The organism is Oceanibaculum indicum P24 (genome assembly GCF_000299935.1).
Lineage (GTDB): Bacteria > Pseudomonadota > Alphaproteobacteria > Oceanibaculales > Oceanibaculaceae > Oceanibaculum > Oceanibaculum indicum.
This window is the reverse complement of the sequence record NZ_AMRL01000031.1, coordinates 12,231-35,264: the sequence shown is the minus strand read 5'-3', so window position 1 is coordinate 35,264 and position 23,034 is coordinate 12,231. Positions and strand designations below refer to the sequence as shown.

The following is a 23,034-nucleotide window of genomic DNA, read 5'->3' as shown; positions in this document are numbered from 1 at the left end:
GATGGCCGCCGCCGCCACATCGGAAAACCGCATGGTGCCGTACTTCGCCAGCGCGGCGATCCAGGCATCCGGCGCGGCGGGCACCACGGTGCGCTTCAGGCCGGGGGGAATCTCGCCGCCATGGTTTTCGCGGAACCAGGCGGAACTGGCCTGCTTCGGAAAACAGCCAAGGCCGCTGATCGTCGTCACCTCGCCGCTGTCCGCCATGCGGATCATGATCGGCGCCACGCCCGCGACATTCACCAGGTCGGATTGCAGCACGCCCAGCGCGATGCCGGCGGCCACGCCCGCATCGACAGCATTGCCGCCCGCCTCCAGAATGGCGAGGCCAGCCTGCGCGGCGGCGTGATGGCCGGCTGACACCATGTGCCGGCTGCCCAGCGTCACCGGCCGGTGCGCACCCGACCCCAGGCCCGGAAAAGACTCCATTCCCCACTCCTGCTTCTTGTTTTTTTGCAGTGCCGCATAGGAAAGCTGCCCGCGCCCGCGCTGGCAAGCGGCAATGCATCGGGGCAGGGTTACGGGGGATCGGCAAATACCCTCTCCCCTTGCGGGAGAGGGACGCGGAGGCTTAGTCGCGCAGCGAGTTAGCCGGAGCTGGGTGAGGGGTAACCGCACGGGCGGCGCAATCCCCCTCACCCGGTTCGCTATCGCTCACCACCCTCTCCCGCGAGGGGAGAGGGTTATTTTGTTCTTCACCCAGACGCTGGCGCTCGCTCCTCTCCCGCCACCTACTCCGCCCGTCACCCCCGCATTTATTGCGGGGGTCCAGGCCTCAGCTAACTGGATGCCCGCCCGATCAGGCTGAACCCTGGATTCCCGGGACAAGCCCGGGAATGACGGCTAGTGTGGTTGTAATAGGGAGCGCAATTCCCCTCACGCCGCTTCGGGCACTTCGGCGGTCTTCAGCGCCTCGGCCTGGCGTTTCGCCAGTGCCTTCGCGTCGAAATCGGCGATCAGCTCGTGGAACATGCGGTACCAGTTGATCTCCGCCTTCAGATGCAGGAACACCGAGCCGAGGCCGATGGCCGCGCGGTCCATCAGCACGAATTCGCGCGGCGGGGCGACGCCGCCGATCCGGCGCAGTTCGGCATGCACCTTCTCCGCCACCTCGCGGCCATACATGCCGTTGTTGGTTTCCTGGATCGGGCGCTGGCGGTCCTCCATCAGCGGCGCATAGATGAAGCGCGCCCAGAGGTTCAGCACCTCGATCTTGTCCTTGGTCAGATTCTCGAAGCCCCAGATTGTGTAGGCATGCACCGCCAGCTCGTCATCGCCGTCGCGCAGCGCCTTGTAGAGGTCGATGACGCCCTCGACGAAGCTGGGCCGGAACACCCGCACGCAACCGAAATCCAGCAGGTTCACGCTGCCATCCGGGCGCACCGAGTAATTGCCGAGATGCGGGTCGCCATGGATCGAGCCGAAGAAATAGAACGGCACGTACCAGGCACGGAACATGTTCAGCGCCACGCGGTTGCGGAAGTCGAGATCCTCCCCGGTGACGGACAGCAGCGGCGCACCGTCCAGCCAGTTCATGGTCAGCAGCCGCCTGGTGGAGAGTTCCGGCACGGCGACCGGCACATGCACACCGGACTCATCCACCAACATATGGGCATAGAGCGCCATGTGCCGGCGTTCCAGATCGTAATCCAGCTCCTCCCGAAGGCGGGCCGACAGCTCCTCATACATGCGGGATGTCGAGATCGCCTTGTCGTAGCGCTCGTAGACCGACATGGCGAGCTTCAGCTGCTTCAAGTCGGCCTCTACCGCCGACTGCATGTCGGGATATTGCAGCTTGCAGGCCAGCGCCGTGCCGTCCTTGGATGTGGCGCGGTGGACCTGGCCCAGCGAGGCCGCAGCGGCGGCCTCATGCGCGAAATCGGCGAAGCGCGAGCGCCAGTCCGGCCCCAGCTCGGCGGCCATGCGGCGCTTCACGAACAGCCAGCCCATCGGCGGCGCGTTGGACTGCAGCTGCTGCAGCTCCTGCGCATATTCCTTCGGCAGCGCATCAGGGATGGTGGCAAGGATCTGCGCCACCTTCATCAGCGGGCCCTTCAGCCCGCCCAGTGCCTGCTTCAGCCCCTCGGCATGCTCGGTGCGGTCCAGCTTCAGGCCGAGATAGCGCTCGCCCGCCAGCCTTGCCGCCAGCGCGCCGACGCGGCTGCCGACTTGGACATAGCGCCGCGCCCGGCCGCCGAACCTGTTGTCTTCATTCTCGGACATGGGACTCCAATTCCTTTTGCGCTAGCCGCCCTATGCTTCGAGACGCCGCCCATTAGGGCGGCTCCTCAGCATGAGGTCACCAGGCGGCACTGCCGGATGTCCCGGATGCCCTCGTCCTGAGGAGCCTGCGCCAAGGTAACTTGGCGCGGGCGTCTCGAAGGGCAACGGGGGCGATAAGAAACCCGCCCCTTCACTCCATCGCTTCCAGCTCATCGATCATGCCGGCGATCATCGACAGCCCCTTGGCCCAGAAGGCCGGGTCGGCGGCGTCCAGCCCGAAGGGTGCGAGCAACTGCCTGTGGCGCAGCGTGCCGCCGGCCCGCAGCATCTCCAGATAACGGTCGGCGAAACCGTCCTCCGCCTCCCGGTACACCGCATAGAGCGAGTTCACCAGGCAGTCGCCGAAGGCATAGGCATAGACATAGAAGGGCGAATGGATGAAGTGCGGGATATAGGCCCAGAAGTGCCGGTAATCCTCGTCGAAGCGCAGCGCCGGGCCGAGGCTTTCGATCTGCGTTTCCATCCAGATGTCACAGATCTCGTCCGGCGTCAGCTCGGACTGCCGGCGCGATGCATGCAGCTTCGCCTCGAAGAAATGGAAGGCGACCTGCCGCACCACCGTGTTCAGCATGTCCTCCACCTTGCCGGCCAACATGGCCTTGCGGCGCTTCGGATCGGTTTCCTTCTTCAACATCGCCTGGAAGGTCAGCATCTCGCCGAACACGCTGGCGGTCTCCGCCAGGGTCAGCGGCGTGTTGGCCTGCAGATGCCCCTGCTCCGCCGCCAGTACCTGATGCACGCCATGGCCCAGCTCATGCGCCAGCGTCATCACGTCGCGCGTGCGGCCCTGATAATTCAGCAGGATATAGGGATGGGCGCTCGGCACGGTGGGGTGCGAGAAGGCGCCAGAGGCCTTGCCGGGACGGGCCGGCGCGTCGATCCAGCCCTCGCGGAAGAAACGCCCGCCAATCTCCGCCATGCGTGGATCGAAGCCGGCATAGGCGGTCAGCACCGTATCCTCCGCCTCCTCCCAGCGGATCAGCCGGTCGGCATCGTCGGGCAGCGGCGCGTTGCGGTCCCAGTAATCCAGCTTGTCGGTGCCGAACCACTTCGCCTTCAGCGCGTAATAGCGGTGCGAGAGACGCGGATAATGGTCGCGCACACTGTTCACCAGCGCGTCCACCACCTCATCCTCGATCTGGTTGGCGCGGTTGCGCGCCGAGACCGGCGACGGATAGTGACGCCAGCGATCCTCCGTTTCCTTGTCCTTGGCCAGCGTGTTGGTGACCAGCGAGAACAGCCGGGCCTCGCCGCGCAGCGTGGCGCCCAGAGACTTTGCCGCCTCGCGCCGTTCCTCGCGCTTGCCACTGGTCATCTTCTCCAGAATGCCGGTGACGGTCAGCTCCTTGCCCTGGAAGGGAAAGCGCAGGCCGGTCAGCGTCTCGTCGAACAGCCGGTTCCAGGCGGAACGGCCGGAAATCTCCTTCTCATGCAGCAGCTTTTCCAGATCGTCGGACAGCTGGTGGTCGCGGAACACGCGCAGATCGCGCAGCCAGGCGGAGAATTTCGCCAGTTCCGGCGCCGTCAGCTTGTCCGCCAGCTGCGATTCATCCAGCCGGTTCAGCTCCAGCGTGAAGAACAGCAGCTTCGTGGAGATATCCGTCACCCGCTCCACCACCGACTGGTAGAAGCGCCCGATCTTCGCATCACCCATGTCGCCGGCATGGACCAGCTGGGCATAGCTGGCGGCGCGCGACAGTACCTCGTCTATGCGCTCATATTCCGCGACCGCCCGGCCCAGCGCCGCGCCGTCGAGGCTGGCCAGCTTGCCGGCATAGGACGTCTCGAAGGCCGCCGCGTCCTTTTCCGCGCCATCCAGATCGGCCTTCAGCCGCGGACACGCCATCCCGTCATACAGGTCGGCGAGCCGCCATTCCGGCAGATCGCCCAGATCGCGGGCAGCGGTATCCTTGATTTCGGCGGCAGCAGTCATATTCCTCTCCATGGTTACTGACAGGGATATGGTGAGCCTTGCCGGATCGCCAAGCGCAAGCGACACTGCCGGCACGATATGACAAGACGCCCCGGCATAACGGGACGGCGACATGGGAGGAGACGTGGCGATCATCGATTACGCGGCGGCGCAGAACCTTGCGCTGATGTTCTTCGAGCAGGCAGCGAAGCTGGGCGACAAGCCCTTCCTGTGGGCCAAGCGCGACGGCACCTACCAGCCGATGAGCTGGCGCGAGATCGACCGCCAGGTGCGCGCCCTGTCCCGCGCCCTGCGCGCGCAGGGCATCCAGCCCGGCGACCGCGTGGTGATCGTCTCCGAGAACCGGCCGGAATGGGCGATTGCCGATCTTGCCATCATGGCCGCCGGCGCGGTCAGCGTGCCGGCCTACGTCACCAACACGGTGGCCGACCATATCTACATCCTGGAGAATTGCGGGGCGAAGGGGCTGATCTGCTCCACCGAGAAGCTGCTGCGCAATGCCCTGCCCGCCGCCATCCATTCCAGCCATTGCGAGTTCGTCATCGCGCTGGAGGGCAAGGGACCGGCACAGGAATGCACAATCCGCTTCCAGGACTGGGATGACGCGCTGAAAGCCGGCGCGGCAATGCCCGACGATGTCGAGCAGGTGGCCGGCCAGCGCAGGCGCGACGACCTGGCCTGCCTGATCTACACCTCCGGCACCGGCGGCGCGCCGAAGGGCGTGATGCTGAGCCACCGGGCGATCTTCTGCAACCTCGTCTCGGCCTTCGACCTGCTGCACGAATTCGGGCTGGGCGACGAGGTGTTCCTGTCCTTCCTGCCGCTGTCGCATTCCTACGAGCATACCTGCGGCCTGTTCTTCCCGATCTCCATCGGCGCGCAGATCTATTACGCGGAAGGGGCGGACACGCTGGCCGCCAATCTGCAGGAGGCCAAACCCACCATCATGACCGCCGTGCCGCGCCTCTATGAGGTGCTGCACGGGCGCATCCTGGCCGGGGTGGAGCGCGCGGGAGGGAAAAAGCGCGACCTGTTCATGAAGGCGCTGGAGCTGGGGCGCAAACGCATCGAACAGCCGGGCAGCCTCAGCCTCGGCGAGAAGGCGTTCAACCTGCTGCTGGACCTTTTGGTCCGCCGCAAGGTGCGCCAGCGCATGGGCGGGCGGCTGAAGGCCTTCATTTCCGGCGGCGCGCCGCTGAATTACGAGGTCGGGATGTTCTTCCTGGCGCTGGGCATCCGGCTCTGCCAGGGCTATGGCCAGACCGAGGCCGCCCCGGTGGTCAGCTGCAACCGGCCGCGCCGCATCCGCATCGAGACGGTCGGCCCGCCGCTGAAGGGCGTCGAGGTGCGGCTGGCCCCGGACGGCGAAATCCTGGTGCGCGGCGAGCTGCTGATGGACGGCTACTGGGACGATCCGGAGGCGACGGAGAAGGCGCTGATCGATGGCTGGCTGCACACCGGCGACATCGGCGAGATCGACCCCGACGGCTATATCCGCATCACCGACCGCAAGCGCGACATCATCGTGATCTCCGGCGGCGACAATATCTCGCCGCAGCGCGTCGAGGGCTTCGTCACGCTGCAGCCGGAGATCAACCAGGCCATGGTGTATGGCGACAAGCGGCCCTATCTGGTGGGGCTGATCGTGCCGGCGCAGGATTTCGTGGAGAGCTACGCGAAGGGCAAGGGCGTGGCGCCGAACCTGGCGGAACTGGCCGGCGACAAGGACTTCCGCGCCGCAATCGGCGAGGTGCTGGACCGGGTGAACCGCGACCTTTCCAGCCTGGAGAAGGTGCGCCGCTTCGTCATCGCGACCGAGCCCTTCACCACCGACAACCAGATGCTGACGCCGACCATGAAGATCAGGCGGCACAATATCCGCAAGGAATACCAGGCCATCCTCGACGCGCTGTACGAGGGCAAGGCGGGGTAGAGTTCTGTACCCCCCTCACCCAGCTTCGCCTAGTTCGCTACGCTCACAAGGCTGCGCATCCCTCTCCCCCAAGGGGGCGAGGGAGCTTCTTTTCATCTTCTTTTTTGTTCCCTCGCCCCGGAAGGGGAGAGGGATGCGGAAGCTTGGCGAATGAAATGAGCCTAGCTGGAGCTGGGTGAGGGGAGAAACGTCCCTCCCCCTACTGGTCATACTGCGCCAGCGTGGTGATCGGCATGTCCAGCTTGTCGCGGCCGTTCAGGAAGGTCAGCTCGATGATGCAGGCCGCCGCCGGCACCTGACCGCCGACCTTGCGGATCAGCTCCGCCGCCGCCGCCAGCGTGCCGCCGGTCGCCAGCAGATCGTCAACCAGCACCACCTTCTGGCCCGGCTGCACGGCACCTTCCTGAATCTCGATAATGTCGGAGCCGTATTCCAGATCATATTCGTGGCGCACCGTGGCGCCGGGCAGCTTGCCCTTCTTGCGCAGCATGATGAAGCCGCAGCCCAGCATCAGCGCCAGCGGGGCGGATACCAGGAAGCCGCGCGATTCGATGCCGGCCAGCAAATCCGGCTTGTGCGGGGCGATGGCGTCGGCCATCTGGCGCACCGTGTGCTGCCAGGCGCCGGGATGCATCAGCAGGGTGGAGATGTCGTAGAACAGGATTCCCGGCTTCGGAAAATCCGGCACTTCGCGGATGTGCTGCTTGATGTCCATGCGTTCTCACTTCCCCCTGCTGGCGTTTCGCGGCTGCGGCGTTATAGCGGGCGCGCTGCCTGCGGGCAAATACACCGCACTTGCCGCCCCACTTCCCATTGACGAACGTGCTTGGCCGCGCCTTCATACCCCTATCGCCCTTGCATCAGGAAGCCAGCCATGTCCGGCACCCCGTCCCGCGTCTTTCACCGCCTGCCCAACGAGCCGATGCCGACCGCCGTGGCCGGCGATGGCTGCTACATCATCGATGCCGAGGGCAAGCGCTATCTCGACGCCTCCGGCGGGGCGGCCGTGTCCTGCCTCGGCCACAGCCATCCGGCGGTGCGCAAGACCATGCACGAGCAGATCGACAAGCTGGCCTTCGCCTATAGCGGCTTCTTCACTACCGAGCCGCTGGAAGAACTGGCCGACTATCTGATCGACAATGCGCCGGACGGGCTGGAGCGGGTGTTCTTCGTTTCCGGCGGCTCGGAGGCGCTGGAATCCGCGATCAAGATCGCCCGGCAATATTTCGTGGAGATCGGCCAGAAGCAGCGCACCAAGCTGATCGCGCGCCGCCAGTCCTACCACGGCAACACGCTGGGCGCGCTGTCGCTGGGCGGCAACATGGCGCGCCGCGAGCTGTACCAGCCGCTGCTGTCGGAGAATGCGCACCATATCGCGCCCTGCTACGCCTACCGCCATCAGCACCATGACGAGACGGAGGAAGAATACGGGCTGCGCGCCGCCAACGAGCTGGAAGCGAAGATCATCGAACTCGGCCCCGACACCGTGGCCGCCTTCGCCTGTGAGCCGGTGGTCGGCGCCACGGCCGGCGTCGTGCCCGCCGTGCCGGGCTATCTGAAGCGCATCCGCGAAATCTGCGACAAGTACGGCGTGTTGCTGATCTTCGACGAGGTGATGTGCGGCATGGGGCGCACCGGCTACCTCTATGCCTGCGAGGAGGATGGCGTGGCGCCGGACCTGCTGTGCATCGCCAAGGGGCTGGGAGCCGGCTATCAGCCGATCGGCGCGATGCTAGTGTCGGGCAGGATATGCAAGGCGATCGATGAAGGCAGCGGCGCCTTCATGCACGGCCACACCTATATGGGCCACACGCTGGCGAGTGCCACGGCGATGACCGTGCAGAAGGTGATCCGCGACGATAACCTGCTGGAGAATGTCCGCCTGCGCGGCGAACAGCTGCGCGCCGCCCTGCAGGAACGGTTCGGCAATCACCACCATGTCGGCGACATCCGCGGGCGCGGGCTGTTCGTCGGCATCGAGCTGGTGGCCGACCGTGCGACCAAGCAGACCTTCGACCCGAAGCTGGGCCTGCACAACAAGATCCGGCTGAAGGCGATGGAGGAAGGGCTGATGTGCTATCCCGGCGCCGGCACGGTGGATGGCAGGAACGGCGTGCACATCCTGCTGGCCCCGCCCTTCATCATTGATGAGAGCCATATCGCCGAGATCGTCGAGAAGCTGGACCGCACGCTCACATCCGTGCTGGCCGAGGCGAAGCAGGTGGCCTGAGGCGGCCCCCCTTATGTCACCCCCGGGCTTGACCCGGGGGTCCAGGGGCGGTGCCTAGCCTGTAGCATTACAGAACGTGGCCCCTGGATTGCCGGGTCAAGCCCGGCAATGACAAAGGAAAGAATTACAATTCAAGCGGACGCCTCAGGATAGCTCACCCACGGTACCGTGCTGCCGCCGCTTGGTTGACCCGCCCGGCTTCAGCGGGCATAGTCCCGCACAAGAGCCGGGCGGCACAGGCCGCCCCAGAGCACGAAAACATCCCGGTGCGTGAGCCTTTGCGCCGTATCGGGAATGGCAGAATCATCAAACGACACGATAAGGGAGCACACAGATGAAGAAGCTCACGTCCCTTTCCTTTGCCGCCGCGCTTGCGTTTGGCGGTCTGGCGCTGGCCGATGGCACGGCCGCGCAGGCACAGCAGAAGTTCTTCACCATCGGCACCGGCGGCGTCACCGGCGTCTATTACCCGGCCGGCGGTGCGATCTGCCGCCTGGTGAATGCCGACCGCAAGACCCACGGCCTGCGCTGCTCGGTCGAGAGCACCGGCGGCTCGATCTACAACATCAACGCCATTGCCCAGGGCGAGATGGAGATCGGCGTCGCGCAGTCCGACTGGCAGTATCACTCCTACAACGGGTCGGGCGGTCCGTTCGAGGGCAAGCCCATCAAGCAGATCCGCGCCATGTTCTCGCTGCATCCCGAGCCCTTCACCGTGCTGGCCCGCAAGGATTCCGGCATCAAGACCTTCGACGACATGAAGGGCAAGCGCGTCAATGTCGGCAATCCGGGTTCCGGCCAGCGCGCCACCATGGATGTGGTGCTGAAGGCCAAGGGCTGGACCACTGCCGACTTCTCGCTGGCCTCCGAGCTGAAGCCGGCCGAGCAGAGCCAGGCGCTGTGCGACAACAAGGTCGATGCCATCATCTACACCGTCGGCCATCCGAACGGCTCGATCCAGGAAGCCACCACCTCCTGCGAGACCGTGCTGGTGAATGTTGACGGCCCGGCCATCGACAAGCTGCTGGCCGAGAACCCCTACTACTCCAAGGCGACCATCCCGGGCGGCATGTACACCGGCAACCCGAATGACGTCACCACCTTCGGTGTGGGCGCCACGGTCGTGACCTCCGCCACCGTCTCCGAGGATGTGGTCTATCAGACCGTGAAGGCGGTGTTCGAGAATTTCGAGGACTTCAAGAAGCTGCACCCGGCCTTCGGCGTGCTCGACAAGAAGGGCATGACCATGAACGCCCTGTCGGCCCCGCTGCATGACGGTGCCGCCAAGTACTATCGCGAAGCCGGCCTGATGTAATCGGGTCCGCCTCGGCGGAACAAGAAGCGGGGCCGGGAAACCGGCCCCGCTTTCTTTTTGCCTGCGTCATGAATGAACTCGCCCTCCCCCATGTCCTTCGAGACGCCCGCTGAAGCGGGCTCCTCAGGACGAGGGGAGAGTTGGAATACCGGCGGTGCCCCCTGGTGACCTCATGCTGAGGAGCGAGCCTCGGCGAGCGTCTCGAAGCATAGGGCCGGCCACGCGAAAGCTTCCACCTTCCGGGATAGCCGCGGACCGGATGCCGACCGACCGCACTCTCGGACCGTCATTCCCGGCCTTGTGCCGGGAATCCAGGGTTCAGCCCACTCGGGCGGTCATCCAGCAAGCGGAAGCCTGGACCCCCGCAATAAATGCGGGGGTGACGGTCTGAGGATAGGTGACTGGTCGGAGTGGATCGCGGGCGCTTTTGCCTTGTCTGTCCCCCTGCCGCCCAATCGCCGACGCCCGCTTCCCGCAATAGTTTCAATTCGCGGCAAGCTCTCTTACAGTTAGGCGTCATCTGAATTCAGGACCGGGGGGCTCCATGTCCAATGCAAGCGAAGGCCGCAAGGGTCTTTCCGACACCGACCTTCAGGATCTGGTCGCCCAGGCCGACACCGGCGGACGCAGCCCCACGGGGCCGGTCGGCGTGCTGCTGCTGGTCACCGCCGTCGCCTGGTCGCTGTTCCAGCTGTGGTATGCCTCACCGCTGCCCTTCATGCTGAACTTCGCGATCCTGAACGATACCGAGGCGCGCTCGATCCACCTCGCCTTCGCGCTGTTCCTGGGTTTCCTGGCCTATCCGGCGCTGAAACGCTCCCCGCGCAGCTATATCCCGATTCAGGACTGGGTGCTGGCCATCGCCGCCGCCTTCTGCGCCGCCTACATCTTCATTTTCTACCGCGACCTGGCGCAGCGGCCGGGCATGCCGACACAGTTCGACCTGATCGTCTCGGTCATCGGCATGCTGCTGCTGCTGGAGGCGACCCGCCGGGCGCTGGGCCCGCCGCTGATGATCGTCGCCATCGTCTTCCTGATCTACACCTTTGCCGGCCCCTACATGCCGTCGGTGATCGCGCACAAGGGCGCCTCGCTGGCCCGCACCATGGACCAGCAATGGCTGACCACGGAGGGCGTGTTCGGCATCGCGCTGGGCGTGTCCACCAGCTTCGTCTTCCTGTTCGTGCTGTTCGGCTCGCTGCTCGACAAGGCCGGCGCCGGCAACTACTTCATCAAGGTCGCCTTCGCGCTGCTCGGCCATCTGCGCGGCGGCCCGGCCAAGGCAGCCGTCGTGGCGTCGGGCATGACCGGCCTGATCTCCGGCTCCTCCATCGCCAACACCGTGACCACCGGCACCTTCACCATCCCGCTGATGAAGCGCGTCGGCTATCCGGCGGAGAAGGCGGGCGCGGTCGAGGTCTCGGCTTCGGTGAACGGCCAGATCATGCCGCCGGTCATGGGCGCTGCCGCCTTCCTGATGGTAGAATATGTCGGCATCTCCTATGTCGATGTCATCAAGCACGCCTTCCTGCCGGCGATCATCTCCTACCTCGCGCTGCTCTACATCGTCCATCTGGAGGCGCTGAAGCTGGGGCTGAAGGGGATGGAGAAGCCGAACCCCAAGACCCTGCCGATGGCGCTGATCACCTTCGGCATCACCATTGCCAGCATCATCATTCTCTCTGGCGTGGTCTATTACGGCGTCGGCTGGATCAAGACCGCCTTCGGCGACGCCGCCAGCCCCATCATCGCGGTGCTGGTGCTGGCCGCCTATATCGGCCTGGTCTGGTACTCGACCACGGTGCCGGAACTGGTCATGGACGACCCGAACTCGCCGCTGGTGAAGCTGCCGGAAACCGCACCGACGGTGAAGGCCGGCCTGCACTTCCTGCTGCCGGTCGTGGTGCTGATCTGGTGCCTGATGATCGAGCGTCTGTCGCCCGGCCTGTCGGCCTTCTGGGCGACCGCCTTCATGATCTTCATCCTGCTGACCCAGCGCCCGCTGATCGCGCTGTTCCGCAAGACCGACACCCTGGCCGCCATGCGCCAGGGCACGGTCGAGCTGATCGACGGGCTGGCCACCGGTGCGCGCAACATGATCGGCATCGGCATCGCCACGGCGGCGGCCGGCATCATCGTCGGCACCGTGTCGCTGACCGGCATCGGCCTGATCATGACCGAATTCGTGGAGTTCATCTCCGCCGGCAATCTGATGCTGATGCTGATCTTCACCGCCGTCATCAGCCTGATCCTGGGCATGGGGCTGCCGACCACGGCGAACTACATCGTGGTCTCCACCCTGATGGCGCCGGTGATCGTGGAGCTGGGCGCGCAGAGCGGGTTGCTGGTGCCGCTTATCGCGGTGCATCTGTTCGTGTTCTATTTCGGCATCATGGCGGACGTCACGCCGCCGGTGGGCCTCGCCTCCTTCGCCGCCGCGGCGATTTCCGGCGCCGACCCGATCAAGACCGGCCTGGTGTCCTTCTACTACTCCATGCGCACGGCGATCCTGCCCTTCATCTTCATCTTCAATACCGAGTTGCTGCTGATCAATATCGGCGGGCCGTTGCACCTCATCATCACGGTCGCGGCGGCAGTGATAGCCATGCTGGTGTTCGCGGCCTCGACCCAGGGCTTCTTCCTGGTGCGCAGCCGGCTGTGGGAATCGGCGGTGCTGCTGCTGGTTGCCTTCACCCTGCTGAGGCCCGGCTTCTGGATGGACATGCTCTATCCGCCGCTGGAGCGCGTCGATCCGAAGCAGATCGTCGAGGTGGTGGCGCAGAAGCCGGAGGACGCGATGCTGCGTGTCGTCGTCGAAGGGCTGACGCTGGACGGCAAGGAGATCAGCAAGACCGTGCGCCTGCCGCTGGGCCCGAAGGCGGATGGTGCCGAACGTCTGCAGTTCGCCGGCATCGAGGTCATAGAGGATGACGGCAAGATGCTGGTGGACAATGTCGTCTTCGGCTCCCCTGCGGAGAAGGCCGGCATCGACTTCGACTGGGAGATCAAGGTGGTCGAGCTGCCGGTCGAGACGCCGGACAAGCAGTGGATGTTCGTCCCGGCGCTGATCCTGCTGGGCGGCATCATGCTGCTGCAGCGCCGCCGCCGGACGGACGGCCCGGCACCAGCCACCGCGTAAGGGAGGACAGGCTATGTACAAGGACATCCTGCTGCCGGTCGATCTCAATCAGGACAGCTCCTGGAAATCGGCGCTGCCGGTCGCCATCGACCATGCCCGCGCCTTCGGCACGCGGCTGCATGTGATGACCGTGGTACCGGATTTCGGCATGACGATGGTCGGCCAGTTCTTCCCCAAAGGCTTCGAGAAAAAGGCCGTGGAAGCCTGCCAGAGCAAGCTGCGTGCCTTCATCGATACGGAGATTCCAAAGGAGATCCCGACCCAGTGCATCGTCGCCGAGGGCACGGTCTATGAGCGCATCCTTGACCTCGCGAAGAAGCTGAAAATCGACCTGATCGTGCTGGCCGCGCACCGGCCGGAGCTGAAGGACTACCTTCTCGGCCCGAACGCCGCCCGCGTAGTCCGCCACGCCGCCTGCTCCGTGCTGGTGGTCAGGGAGTAGGCTTTCACTTCCATCGTCACCCTCGGGCTTGACCCGAGGGTCCAGGGGCCACCTCCTGAAACGGTTCAGGCAGAGCAGAGCACCGCCCCTGGATTGCCGGGTCAAGCCCGGCAATGACACTCTATCTCGTCATGGTCGGACTTTATCCGACCATCCATTGACCGAGCAAACCGCACGGACGGATGGCCCCCCAAGTGCTATGGGCGGAACAAGCCCGAGGGTGACGGCCGGTGTGGAACCCTCCCCAAGATTGCTGTATATTATAGCAAGCACAGCATTACTGGATTTCCAAATATGAGCCGGCAGAGCTATTCGACCAGCGACCTGTCCCGCAAGTCGGGCGATATCATCGCCGAGGCGCTGCGCCACCCGGTGACGATCACCCAGCGCAACAAACCGCGCCTCGTGCTGCTGAACATTGAGGATTATAACCGGCTGCGCAAAAATGCTGAGACGCGCACGGTAGGCACGCTGGAGAGTATGCCCAGCGCCCTGCTCGCCGAGATCGAGACTGCCATCGACGCTTATGCGCAAGAAGACGATGCCGATCCAGGCAAGCACGGATGAGCTTCGAGGCGCTACGCACCGGCTGCGTTATCCGCTATCCTTATCTTTGGGCGCGGGAGGCAGCACGCGGCGAAACCGAGGGCCGCAAGTCACGCCCAACAGCCGTCGGCATCCGTCTTCCCCGCCCGGACGGTGATACGCTGTTACTGTTCCCCATTACCAGCCAGCCGCCCAGACCGGACTGCTTCGCCGTGGAAATCCCGGAGATCGAGAAACGGCGCGCCGGTTTGGATACCAGCCTGCGGCTCTGGATCGTGCTGGACGAATACAACACCGATATCGTCGGCCAGTCCTTCTATCTGGAACCAGACCCGCCACTAGGGCAATTCGGCAAACCTTGGTTCGAGACTGTGCTGCGCAGTGTCATTGCCCATAAGAAGCAGCTGCACGCCGTAAGGCGCGGCGATTAATCTCCCTCACACCAGTTCCCGCACCCGCCGCCGTATCTCCGGCACGACCTCTTCCTCGAACCAGGGGTGGGTCTTCAGCCAGTTGCGGTTGCGCGGGCTGGGGTGCGGCGTGGGGATGAAAGCGGGGCCGAAGTCGCGCCAGCGCGCCACGGTGGCCGCCAGCGTCTTTTCCCGCTTCTCGCCCAGATAGCGTCCTTGAGCATAGGTGCCGATCAGCAGCGTCAGCTCGATCTCCGGCAGCAATGCCCGCACCCGGTCATGCCAGAGCGGCGCGCATTCCGGCCGGGGCGGCGCATCGCCGCCGCGCGCGTTGCGGCCCGGATAGCACAGCCCCATCGGCATGATGGCGATGCGCGTCTCGTCATAGAAGATGTCGCGGTCGATCCCCATCCAGTCGCGCAGCCGGTCGCCGCTGGGATCGTTGAAGGGAATGCCGGTCTTGTGCACCCTGGTGCCCGGCGCCTGGCCGATCACCAGGATGCGGGCAGTCGCCGCCGCGCGGATCACCGGGCGGGGGCCCAACGGCAGATGCGCCGCGCACAGCCGGCAGGCCGCTATCTCCCGCAGCAGCGCTGGAAGGGTCTCTCCTACCATCCCGATGTCAGCACCCGCTCCACGAAGGCGGGCGCGATCTCGCTGGCCGGGCCGTGGATCGCCTCGTCGAACAGATCGGTGCCGGAGGACGGCTCCAGATTCAGCTCCACCGTATGGGCATGGCCGCGCCGGCTGACCTCATCCACAAAGCCCGCCGCCGGATAGACATTGCCCGAGGTGCCGATGGAGACGAACAACCCGCAGGCATCCAATGCCGTATAAATGCGCTCCATCTCCAGCGGCATCTCGCCGAACCAGACGACATGCGGGCGCAGCCCGGCGGCATGGCCGCAGGAGGGGCAGGCGGTGCCGACGCTGAGCGGCGCACGCCACTCGGCCACGACATGGCAATGGGTGCAGCGCGCCTTCAAAAGCTCGCCATGCATATGCAGCACGCTGGCGCTGCCGCCGCGCTCATGCAGATCGTCGATATTCTGGGTGACCAGCAGCACCTCGCCCGGCCAGTCGCGCTGCAGCCGGGCCAGCGCCAGATGGGCCGGGTTCGGCTGGATATTGGACTCCAGCAGCTGCTGGCGGCGGGCATTGTAGAAATCATGGACGCGCAGCGGATTGTCGCGGAAGGCCTGCGGCGTGGCGACATCCTCGATGCGCACGCGCGACCAGATGCCGTCCGCATCGCGGAAGGTATCGAGGCCGGATTCCTTGGAGATCCCGGCCCCGGTCAGGATAACGATGGACTCAGCCATGAAGCGCCCCGCCCCCTTTTCGCATGAGGATAGCCGCCTCTTGCACGCCTGTCAGCCGGATGCGGGCAGCGGATAGAACGCCTCCTCCCGGTAGGTCGGGCCGGTGGCGCCAAGGATGCTGGAATAGAGCGCGAAGCCCTGCACCGCGAAGGGCGGCGCGCGGAACGGGCCATGCTCGCGCAGGAAATCGCCAACGCGGGTGGCCGGCGGGTTCTTCAGCCGCGCCAGCGTGACATGCGGGGCGAACTTGCGCGGCTCCGGCGGCAGGCCGGTGCGCACCAGCGCCGCCTCAACCCGGTCGTGCAGATGCAGCAGTTCCGGCGATTTCTCGACACCGGCCCACAGGGCATTGGCCTTGCCCCGTGTTTCCCAATGGCCGACACCGGCCAGCGTCAGTTCGAACGGGTCGGAATCGACACCCAGCAGCGCATCGTCGATATCCTCCATCAGCCCCTCCTCCACCTCGCCGATGAAGCGCAGGGTGAGATGCAGATTGTCAGTCTCCACCCATTTCGCCCCCGGAATGCCGCCGCCCATCAGCGCCAACCGCTGGCGCAGGCCGGCCGGCAGGGACAGGGCGACGAACAGGCGGATCATGGCTTCCTCCTTCTTCCACGGTCATTCTGGGGGCATCAAAGCTGCGTGATGGGCGCGCGAGATGCCTGACAGGCCGTTCTGACTGGCTTAGTAATCACTATCCATCTTGGCAAGGGGGAGAGCCGGAAAGATGCGCATCGTGAAGATCATGCTGGCCGCGCTGGCGCTGGCAACGGGGATCGGCACCGTGAAGGCGGATGACTGGTCCGACACCCTCGCCAAGGCACGCGGCCAGACCGTCTATTGGAACGCCTGGGCCGGCGACGAGCGCATCAACACATACATCCAGTGGGTGGGGACGCGCGTGCAGGCGGAATACGGCGTGACGCTGCGCCATGTAAAGCTGGCCGACACGGCGGAGGCGGTGTCCCGCGTGCTGGCGGAAAAGACCGCTGGCCGCGTCGAAGGCGGCTCGGTCGATCTCATCTGGATCAATGGCGAGAATTTCGCCGCCATGAAGCGCGGCCAGATGCTGTTCGGCCCGTTCACGCAGAAGCTGCCCAATTTCAAGCTGGTGGATACGAAAGGCAAGCCAACAACGCTGGTCGATTTCACCATCCCGACCGACGGGCTGGAATCGCCCTGGGGCATGGCGCAGTTCGTCTTCATGATGGATACCGCGCGGGTGAAGAACCCGCCGAGGAGCATCCCCGCGCTGCTGGACTGGGCGAAGGCCAATCCCGGCCGCTTCGGCTATCCCGCCCCGCCGGACTTTATCGGCTCCACCTTCCTGAAGCAGGCGCTGGTCGAGCTGACGCCGGACCGGGCAATCCTGCAGAAGCCGGTGGACGAGGCCGGCTTCGCCGCGGCGACCCAGCCGCTCTGGGCCTGGCTGGACGCACTGCACCCGGCGCTGTGGCGTGAGGGCGCGGCCTTCCCCAAGAGCGGCCCGGCGCTGCGCCAGATGCTGGACGATGGCGCGGTGGACATGGCGCTGTCCTTCCATCCGGGCGAGGCCTCCTCGCTGATCGCCGAGGGCAAGCTGCCGAAGAGCGTGCGGACCTTCGTGCTGGACGGCGGCACCATCGGCAACACGCATTTCGTCGCCATCCCGTTCAATGCCAAGGCGAAGGAAGGCGCGATGGCGGTCGCCAACTTCCTTCTGTCGCCAGAGGCGCAGGCGCGCAAGCAGGACCCGGCCTATTGGGGCGACGGCACGGTGCTGGACCTCGCCGCCCTGCCTGCCGCCGACAAGGCACGCTTCGAGGCGATCCAGCTGGGCGTCGCTACCCTGTCGCCGCAGGAGCTGGGCACCGCCCTGCCGGAACCGCATCCGAGCTGGATGACCCGCATCGAGGAGGAATGGCTGAAGCGCTACAGCCGTTAAGCCGCCTTCCCGGATGCTGCGCCTCGTCCCGCCGCTGACCCTGCTGCTGTTCCTCGGCCCCATCGCCGCCGGGCTGGCAGGCACGCTGCTGCCGGCCTTCGGGCATCTGCCGGTGCTCGGTATGGACCTGGCACCCTCCGATCCCTGGCGGATGCTGGCCGGGGCGCCGGGCCTCGGCACCGCGCTGACGCTCACCCTGACCAGCGGGCTGCTGTCCGCCGCCCTTTCCTACACGCTGGCCGTCGGGCTGTGTGCCGCCTTCCATGACCGCGCCTGGTTCGCCCGGCTGCGCGTCACGCTGGCACCGCTGCTGGCGGTGCCGCATGCCGCACTCGCCATCGGCTTCGCCTTCCTGATCGCGCCCAGCGGCTGGATCGCGCGCCTGATCTCGCCCTGGCTGACCGGCTGGGAGACGCCGCCCGGCTTCGCCACCGTCGCCGACCCTTATGCGCTGGCGCTGACAATGGCCCTGATGCTGAAGGAGACCCCCTTCCTGCTGCTGATGATCCTGGCGGCGCTGAATCAGGTGCCATCCAACCGGCTGATGGCGGTATCACGCACGCTGGGCTACGGCCCGATCACCGGTTGGCTGAAGGCCGTGCTGCCGCTGGTGCAGCGGCAGATCAGGCTGCCGCTCTATGCCGTGCTGGCCTATGCGCTGTCCAATGTCGATATGGCCATTGTGCTGGCGCCCGACACGCCGCCGCCGCTGGCGGTGCAGCTGCTGCGCTGGTTCAACGATCCAGACCTCGCCATGCGCTTCCCCGCCGCCGCCGGGGCGGTGCTGCTCTGCCTCGTGGTGGCGCTCGCCATCGGCCTCACGCGCGGCATCGAGGCGCTGACCGGCGCGTTGGGCCGGCGCTGGATCGCGGGCGGATCGCGCGGTGGCAGCGGCACCGGCCTGCGCCTTGCCGCCGGCGTGGGCGGCGGGCTGGCGCTAGCCCTGTCCCTGTTCTCGCTGCTGGCGCTGGGGCTGTGGTCGCTGGCCGGGCGCTGGCGCTATCCCGACGCGCTACCGCAGAGCATCGGCCTGTCGACCTGGATGCGGCAAGGCGAGACGCTGGCCCTGCCGTTCTGGACCACGCTGTGGGCCGGCCTTGCCGCAACGCTGATCGCGCTGGCGCTGGTGCTCGCCTGCCTGGAGCATGAGCAGCGGCGCGGCCGGGCGCTCAGCCAGCGCGGGCTGTGGCTGCTCTATCTGCCGTTGCTGGTGCCGCAGGTCGGGTTCCTGTTCGGCGTGCAGGTGCTGCTGGTCGTCGCCCGGCTGGATGGCAGCGCGGCAGCTCTGGTCTGGAGCCACCTGCTGTTCGTGCTGCCCTATGTCTATCTGGCGCTGGCCGACCCCTACCGCGCGCTCGATGCGCGCTATGAACGCACGGCGCGCTGCCTCGGCGCTAGTCCGGCGCGCGTGTTCTGGCGGGTGAAGCTGCCGATCCTGCTGAAACCGATCCTCATCGCGGCGGCCATCGGATTCGCCGTCTCGGTCAGCCAGTATCTGCCAACCCTGTTCGCCGGGGCCGGGCGCTATGCGACGCTGACGACGGAGGCAGTCAGCCTGTCCGCCGGGGCCGACCGGCGGGTGGTCGCCGTCTTCGCCTTCGCGCAGGGCGGCCTGCCCTTCCTGGGTTTCCTGCTGGCGCTGCTGCTGCCGGCGTGGCTCTATCGCCACCGGGCGGGCCTCAGGAGAATCGGATGAGCGGCCACCGGCTGGATTTGCGAGGCGTTACCCTGCATCTGAATGGCACCCGGCTGATCGGGCCGCTCGACCTTGCCGTCGGTCCGGGCGAGATTGCCACGATCATGGGGCCGAGCGGCTCCGGCAAATCAAGTCTGCTGGCCCATCTGTGCGGCATGCTGCCGCCCGCCTTCACCGCCGAAGGGACGGTGCTGGTGGATGGCGGGGATATCCTGGCCCTGCCACCCGAACAGCGGCGCATCGGCATCCTGTTCCAGGACGACCTCTTGTTCCCGCATCTGTCGGTCGGCGAGAATCTGGCCTTCGGCCTGCCGCCATCGGTGCGTGGCCGGGCCGAACGCCGGGCGCGCATCGACCAGGCGCTGGAAGAGGCCGACCTCGCCGGGTTCGCCAGCCGCGACCCGGCCACCCTGTCGGGCGGACAGCGCGCCCGCGCGGCGCTAATGCGCACGCTGCTGTCGGACCCTTGCCTGCTGCTGCTGGACGAACCCTTCGGTAAGCTGGATGCGGCCCTGCGCGAACGCTTCCGCGCCTTCGTGTTCGATCATGCGCGGCGGCGTGGCCTTCCGGTGCTGCTGGTGACGCACGATCCGGCCGATGCCGGGGCTGCCGGCAGTGGCAAAATCATCACGCTCGACTGACCCATCAGCATCGGCTGAATTGGCTGGGAACTTTACCCCGCCCTCGCGGGTTCATAGTGTTGCAAGAGGTATCGTGATAAGCTGCATCGGAGCTTTGACGAGACAGGCGTCATGCCGCAAAGACAATGACGCGCGGAGCGGGCGATATCCCCGTGCTTTCGCGTGCGCCGCAAGACAAGAAAGGAACCCCCAATGGCCTTCCATTCATCCATGAAATTCCTGTTCGCAGGGGCCACCGCCCTGCTGGTTGCCGCCTGCGGCACCGCGAACATCGACCATGTCCGCACCGCGCAGCCGACCGGCGCGTCGCCCTTCAATGTTGCGCTGACCAACGAATATCGCGAGCTGGCGGTGTACGAAGCCGACAAGATGTATGACTGGCCCGATTCGGTGACCTGGTCGAAGAAGGGTCTTGCCGCCGCGAACAACCAGCTGGTCCTGCCCGAGCAGGTCGGCGACTGGAATGTCCCGGCCGACAAGGTGGGCGAGCTGACCACCGCCCGCCAGCGCCTGGTGACCGCGCTGGACGGCAGCGCCCGTACCAAGCTGCCGGCCGATGCCGCGCGCGCGCAGGCCATGTTCGACTGCTGGGTCGAGCAGCAGGAGGAGAACTGGCAGTTCGACCATATCGCCGCCTGCCGCAAGGGCTTCATGGACGCGATGGAGAAGGTCGATGCGGGCATGAATCCGCCGAAGGCCGCTGCTCCGGCCCCGACCGGCACCCCGGCTCCGGCTGGCCCGTACACGGTCTATTTCGCCTTCGACAGCGCCAACCTGTCGGCTGAGGGTCTGCGCATCGTGCGTACCGCCGCCGACGCCGCGCGCAACGAGAAGGCGCCGATCGCCGTCGTTGGCCATGCCGACGCCGCCGGCCCGTCCGACTACAACATGCGCCTGTCGCTGCGCCGCGCCCAGGCGGTCCGTGACGCGCTGATCGCCGACGGCATTCCGGTCAGCCGGATCACCGCCAGCGGCCAGGGCGAGGGCGACCTCGCCGTGCCGACCGCCGATGGCGTGCGCGAGCAGCGCAACCGCCGCGTGGTCGTCCTGTTCCGCTAAGCGGACAGGCACCCGACAAGAAAACGCCCGGTGCTGAGCACCGGGCGTTTTTCTTTGTGCGGTCGGCAGGGCGCGTTCGGAATAGACGGGAAACCGTAATGCCCTTCGAGAGGTTCGGACCGGGCAATCTACTTCAGACCGTCACCCCCGCATTTATTGCGGGGGTCCAGACCTCAGCTTACTGGATGCCCGCCCGTGCAGGCTGAACCCTGGATTCCCGGGACAAGCCCGGGAATGACGACCAAAGAAATGGCACCGTAAATCTCTTCGCTCTCCCCTTGCGGGAGAGGGTTACCGAGCCTTATGAGCGAGAGCGAATTAGGCGAGGCTGGGTGAGGGGTAACCGCACAGGCTGAGCCGCCCCTTCACCCGGTTCGCTGACGCTCACCACCCTCTCCCGCAAGGGGAGAGGGTCGGGAGCATAGGGCGGATCGATGAAGCGAAGCGTCAGACCGCGACGTCGAAATTCATCGTCGGCATCAGCTGCAGCAGTCGCTGGGTGTAAGGGTTCTGCGGGGCGGTGAACAGCGTCTCGGTCTCCGCGATCTCCATGATCTTGCCGTTCTGCATGACCGCCACGCGGTCGCACATCTGGCGGATCACCGGCAGATCATGGCTGATGAACAGCATGGTCAGGCCAAGTTCCTGCTGCAGGTCCTTCAGCAGGTTCAGGATCTGTGCCTGGATCGACACGTCGAGCGCCGAGGTCGGCTCGTCGCAGATCAGGAAGCGCGGCCGGGTTGCCAGCGCCCGCGCGATGGAGATGCGCTGGCGCTGCCCGCCGGAGAATTCATGCGGATACTTCCAGGCCGCCGCGCGGCCCAGCTCCACATGCTCCAGCAGGTCCTCGACGATCTGGGTCACCTGCTCCTTGCTCTCCGCCAGCCGGTGATGGCGAATCGGCTCGGCGATCACGTCGAACACCCGCATGCGCGGATTGAGCGAGGAATAGGGGTCCTGGAAGATCATCTGGATCTGCCGGCGGAACGGGTCCAGCTCCTTGTCGGTCTTCAGCGTGCTGACCGCCGTGTCGTCGAAATAGATCGTGCCGGCGCTGGGCGTGTAGAGGCCGGCGATCATGCGGGCGACGGTGGACTTGCCGCTGCCGCTCTCGCCGACCACGCCGAAGATCTCGCCGCGCTTGATGTCGAAGGAGACGTTATCGACGGCGGTGAAGTATTTGCGCCAGGACGGGATCACCGAATAGCGGCTGGTGAACCGCATGGTGAGGTTCTCGCAGCGGACCAGCGGGCCGGTATTCTCCGAGGTCTTGGCCTGCGCCTTGCCCAGCCAGTGCGACTGGATGTCGATATGCTGGTGCTGCTTCACCTCGCCGTCGGAATAGGAGACGCGCGGGAACCGGTCCAGCTTCACGTCAGAGCGCGGCACGGCGGCCATCAGGCTCTTGGTGTAGGGATGCTCGGGGCGCCCCAGCACCTGCGCGGTCTCGCCCAGCTCCACGATCTTGCCGCGATACATCACCGCCACCCGGTCGGTGATCTCGGCGATCACGCCCATATCGTGGGTGATGATGATGACGCCGACATTACGCTCCTTGCAGAGCTTGCGGATCAGATCGAGGATCTGCGCCTGGATCGACACGTCGAGCGCCGTCGTCGGCTCGTCGGCGATGACCATTTCCGGCTCGGCGCACAGCGCCAGCGCGATGACGACGCGCTGGCGCATGCCGCCGGAGAACTGGTGCGGATACTGATCGACGCGGTTTTCCGCATCGTCGATACCGACTTCCTCCAGCATCTCGATGGCCCGCTTGCGCGCCTGATCCTCGCTCATGTCGAGGTGGGTGCGCACCGTCTCGACCAGTTGCTGGCCCACGGTGAACAGCGGGTTCAGGCTGGTCAGCGGGTCCTGGAAGATCATGCCGATCTTCCGGCCGCGGATCTTCTGCATCGCCTGGAACGGCTTGTTGTCGATCCGCTCGCCATGCAGCTCGACCTCGCCGCCAGTCATGCGCCCCGGTGCTTCCAGCAGGCCGATCACGGCATTACCGATGGTCGATTTGCCGGCACCGGATTCGCCGACAACGCCGACGATCTCGCCGCCATTCACTTCAAGGTCGATGCCCTTCACCGCCTCGACCGTCCCGCGCCGCGAGGGAAACTCGATGCGCATGCCCTTGATGTTGAGAAGCGCCATCGTC

Annotated in this window: 19 protein-coding genes; 11 read left to right on the top strand and 8 right to left on the bottom strand. The window is 65.9% G+C overall.

What is annotated here, in order from left to right:
• The 3 genes from P24_RS16870 to P24_RS16860 all read right to left on the bottom strand — a co-directional run.
• A partial coding sequence (locus P24_RS16870) for a gamma-glutamyltransferase (protein WP_008945958.1) occupies positions 1-429 on the bottom strand: 429 nt, incomplete at its 3' end.
• Positions 430-876: 447 nt separating this feature from the next.
• On the bottom strand, positions 877-2,223 hold the full coding sequence (locus tag P24_RS16865) for an ABC1 kinase family protein (protein ID WP_008945957.1): 1,347 nt from the start codon (positions 2,221-2,223) through the stop codon (positions 877-879).
• Positions 2,224-2,413: 190 nt separating this feature from the next.
• The gene (locus P24_RS16860) at positions 2,414-4,216 is read right to left on the bottom strand and encodes a M3 family oligoendopeptidase (RefSeq protein WP_008945956.1); all 1,803 of its coding nucleotides are present in this window, start codon (positions 4,214-4,216) and stop codon (positions 2,414-2,416) included.
• Between the two features lie 166 nt (positions 4,217-4,382).
• Between P24_RS16860 and P24_RS16855 the strand changes: the two genes are divergently transcribed.
• Positions 4,383-6,149, top strand: a complete 1,767-nt coding sequence (locus tag P24_RS16855; protein WP_408962320.1) for an AMP-dependent synthetase/ligase — start codon at positions 4,383-4,385, stop codon at positions 6,147-6,149.
• A 199-nt stretch (positions 6,150-6,348) separates the two neighbouring features.
• On the opposite strand, the gene P24_RS16850 is transcribed toward P24_RS16855, so the two are convergent.
• Positions 6,349-6,864: an adenine phosphoribosyltransferase gene (locus P24_RS16850; protein ID WP_008945954.1), complete on the bottom strand. Its 516-nt coding sequence runs from the start codon at positions 6,862-6,864 to the stop codon at positions 6,349-6,351.
• Between the two features lie 159 nt (positions 6,865-7,023).
• On the opposite strand from P24_RS16850, the gene P24_RS16845 reads away from it, so the two are divergent.
• The 6 genes from P24_RS16845 to P24_RS16820 all read left to right on the top strand — a co-directional run bounded on the left by P24_RS16845 (position 7,024) and on the right by P24_RS16820 (position 14,252).
• The gene (locus P24_RS16845) at positions 7,024-8,379 is read left to right on the top strand and encodes an aspartate aminotransferase family protein (protein ID WP_008945953.1); all 1,356 of its coding nucleotides are present in this window, start codon (positions 7,024-7,026) and stop codon (positions 8,377-8,379) included.
• Positions 8,380-8,713: 334 nt separating this feature from the next.
• Positions 8,714-9,694 (top strand): TAXI family TRAP transporter solute-binding subunit, encoded by a 981-nt coding sequence (locus tag P24_RS16840; protein WP_008945952.1) that lies wholly within the window; start codon positions 8,714-8,716, stop codon positions 9,692-9,694.
• Positions 9,695-10,238: 544 nt separating this feature from the next.
• Positions 10,239-12,833, top strand: coding sequence for a TRAP transporter permease (locus P24_RS16835; protein WP_008945951.1), 2,595 nt, complete (start codon positions 10,239-10,241; stop codon positions 12,831-12,833).
• Positions 12,834-12,846: 13 nt separating this feature from the next.
• The gene (locus tag P24_RS16830; protein WP_008945950.1) at positions 12,847-13,275 is read left to right on the top strand and encodes a universal stress protein; all 429 of its coding nucleotides are present in this window, start codon (positions 12,847-12,849) and stop codon (positions 13,273-13,275) included.
• A 294-nt stretch (positions 13,276-13,569) separates the two neighbouring features.
• Entirely contained in the window at positions 13,570-13,842 is a 273-nt protein-coding gene (locus P24_RS16825) for a type II toxin-antitoxin system prevent-host-death family antitoxin (protein WP_008945949.1), read from the top strand.
• Positions 13,839-14,252, top strand: a complete 414-nt coding sequence (locus P24_RS16820) for a hypothetical protein (protein WP_008945948.1) — start codon at positions 13,839-13,841, stop codon at positions 14,250-14,252. The genes P24_RS16825 and P24_RS16820 overlap by 4 nt, the downstream gene beginning before the upstream one ends.
• 6 nt (positions 14,253-14,258) lie before the next feature.
• Here the strand turns inward: P24_RS16820 and P24_RS16815 are convergent, their stop codons facing one another.
• Genes P24_RS16815 through thpR form a run of 3 tightly spaced genes read right to left on the bottom strand, consistent with a single transcriptional unit; the run spans position 14,259 to position 16,150 of the window.
• Positions 14,259-14,846 (bottom strand): uracil-DNA glycosylase family protein, encoded by a 588-nt coding sequence (locus tag P24_RS16815; protein WP_008945947.1) that lies wholly within the window; start codon positions 14,844-14,846, stop codon positions 14,259-14,261.
• Positions 14,840-15,553, bottom strand: coding sequence for a Sir2 family NAD+-dependent deacetylase (gene cobB / locus P24_RS16810; protein WP_008945946.1), 714 nt, complete (start codon positions 15,551-15,553; stop codon positions 14,840-14,842). The genes P24_RS16815 and cobB overlap by 7 nt, the downstream gene beginning before the upstream one ends.
• A 51-nt stretch (positions 15,554-15,604) precedes the next feature.
• Complete coding sequence (gene thpR, locus P24_RS16805) at positions 15,605-16,150, bottom strand: RNA 2',3'-cyclic phosphodiesterase (protein WP_008945945.1); 546 nt, start codon at positions 16,148-16,150, stop codon at positions 15,605-15,607.
• A gap of 130 nt (positions 16,151-16,280) precedes the next feature.
• On the opposite strand from thpR, the gene P24_RS16800 reads away from it, so the two are divergent.
• The 4 genes from P24_RS16800 (at position 16,281) to P24_RS16785 (ending at position 20,873) form a co-directional block, all read left to right on the top strand.
• A complete protein-coding gene (locus P24_RS16800) occupies positions 16,281-17,477 on the top strand; it encodes an ABC transporter substrate-binding protein (protein WP_008945944.1) in 1,197 nt (398 codons plus the stop codon).
• 13 nt (positions 17,478-17,490) lie between these two features.
• Positions 17,491-19,173, top strand: coding sequence for an ABC transporter permease (locus P24_RS16795; protein ID WP_008945943.1), 1,683 nt, complete (start codon positions 17,491-17,493; stop codon positions 19,171-19,173).
• Positions 19,170-19,814 (top strand): ATP-binding cassette domain-containing protein, encoded by a 645-nt coding sequence (locus tag P24_RS16790; protein ID WP_008945942.1) that lies wholly within the window; start codon positions 19,170-19,172, stop codon positions 19,812-19,814. The genes P24_RS16795 and P24_RS16790 overlap by 4 nt, the downstream gene beginning before the upstream one ends.
• Before the next feature lie 192 nt (positions 19,815-20,006).
• Positions 20,007-20,873 carry an OmpA family protein gene (locus P24_RS16785; RefSeq protein ID WP_008945941.1) on the top strand — a complete coding sequence of 289 codons (867 nt, stop codon included), beginning with the start codon at positions 20,007-20,009 and terminating at the stop codon, positions 20,871-20,873.
• A 447-nt stretch (positions 20,874-21,320) separates the two neighbouring features.
• Here the strand turns inward: P24_RS16785 and P24_RS16780 are convergent, their stop codons facing one another.
• Positions 21,321-23,030, bottom strand: coding sequence for an ABC transporter ATP-binding protein (locus P24_RS16780; protein ID WP_008945940.1), 1,710 nt, complete (start codon positions 23,028-23,030; stop codon positions 21,321-21,323).
• Positions 23,031-23,034: the final 4 nt, after the last annotated feature.

Excerpts from the sequence above, each read along its gene's own strand:
- P24_RS16865 (WP_008945957.1), bottom strand. The coding sequence starts at position 2,223 with ATGTCCGAGAATGAAGACAACAGGTTCGGCGGCCGGGCGCGGCGCTAT.
- P24_RS16860 (WP_008945956.1), bottom strand. The coding sequence starts at position 4,216 with ATGACTGCTGCCGCCGAAATCAAGGATACCGCTGCCCGCGATCTGGGC.
- P24_RS16855 (WP_408962320.1), top strand. The coding sequence starts at position 4,383 with ATGTTCTTCGAGCAGGCAGCGAAGCTGGGCGACAAGCCCTTCCTGTGG.
- P24_RS16850 (WP_008945954.1), bottom strand. The coding sequence starts at position 6,864 with ATGGACATCAAGCAGCACATCCGCGAAGTGCCGGATTTTCCGAAGCCG.
- P24_RS16845 (WP_008945953.1), top strand. The coding sequence starts at position 7,024 with ATGTCCGGCACCCCGTCCCGCGTCTTTCACCGCCTGCCCAACGAGCCG.
- P24_RS16840 (WP_008945952.1), top strand. The coding sequence starts at position 8,714 with ATGAAGAAGCTCACGTCCCTTTCCTTTGCCGCCGCGCTTGCGTTTGGC.
- P24_RS16835 (WP_008945951.1), top strand. The coding sequence starts at position 10,239 with ATGTCCAATGCAAGCGAAGGCCGCAAGGGTCTTTCCGACACCGACCTT.
- P24_RS16830 (WP_008945950.1), top strand. The coding sequence starts at position 12,847 with ATGTACAAGGACATCCTGCTGCCGGTCGATCTCAATCAGGACAGCTCC.
- P24_RS16825 (WP_008945949.1), top strand. The coding sequence starts at position 13,570 with ATGAGCCGGCAGAGCTATTCGACCAGCGACCTGTCCCGCAAGTCGGGC.
- P24_RS16820 (WP_008945948.1), top strand. The coding sequence starts at position 13,839 with ATGAGCTTCGAGGCGCTACGCACCGGCTGCGTTATCCGCTATCCTTAT.
- P24_RS16815 (WP_008945947.1), bottom strand. The coding sequence starts at position 14,846 with ATGGTAGGAGAGACCCTTCCAGCGCTGCTGCGGGAGATAGCGGCCTGC.
- cobB (WP_008945946.1), bottom strand. The coding sequence starts at position 15,553 with ATGGCTGAGTCCATCGTTATCCTGACCGGGGCCGGGATCTCCAAGGAA.
- thpR (WP_008945945.1), bottom strand. The coding sequence starts at position 16,150 with ATGATCCGCCTGTTCGTCGCCCTGTCCCTGCCGGCCGGCCTGCGCCAG.
- P24_RS16800 (WP_008945944.1), top strand. The coding sequence starts at position 16,281 with ATGCGCATCGTGAAGATCATGCTGGCCGCGCTGGCGCTGGCAACGGGG.
- P24_RS16795 (WP_008945943.1), top strand. The coding sequence starts at position 17,491 with ATGCTGCGCCTCGTCCCGCCGCTGACCCTGCTGCTGTTCCTCGGCCCC.
- P24_RS16790 (WP_008945942.1), top strand. The coding sequence starts at position 19,170 with ATGAGCGGCCACCGGCTGGATTTGCGAGGCGTTACCCTGCATCTGAAT.
- P24_RS16785 (WP_008945941.1), top strand. The coding sequence starts at position 20,007 with ATGGCCTTCCATTCATCCATGAAATTCCTGTTCGCAGGGGCCACCGCC.
- P24_RS16780 (WP_008945940.1), bottom strand. The coding sequence starts at position 23,030 with ATGGCGCTTCTCAACATCAAGGGCATGCGCATCGAGTTTCCCTCGCGG.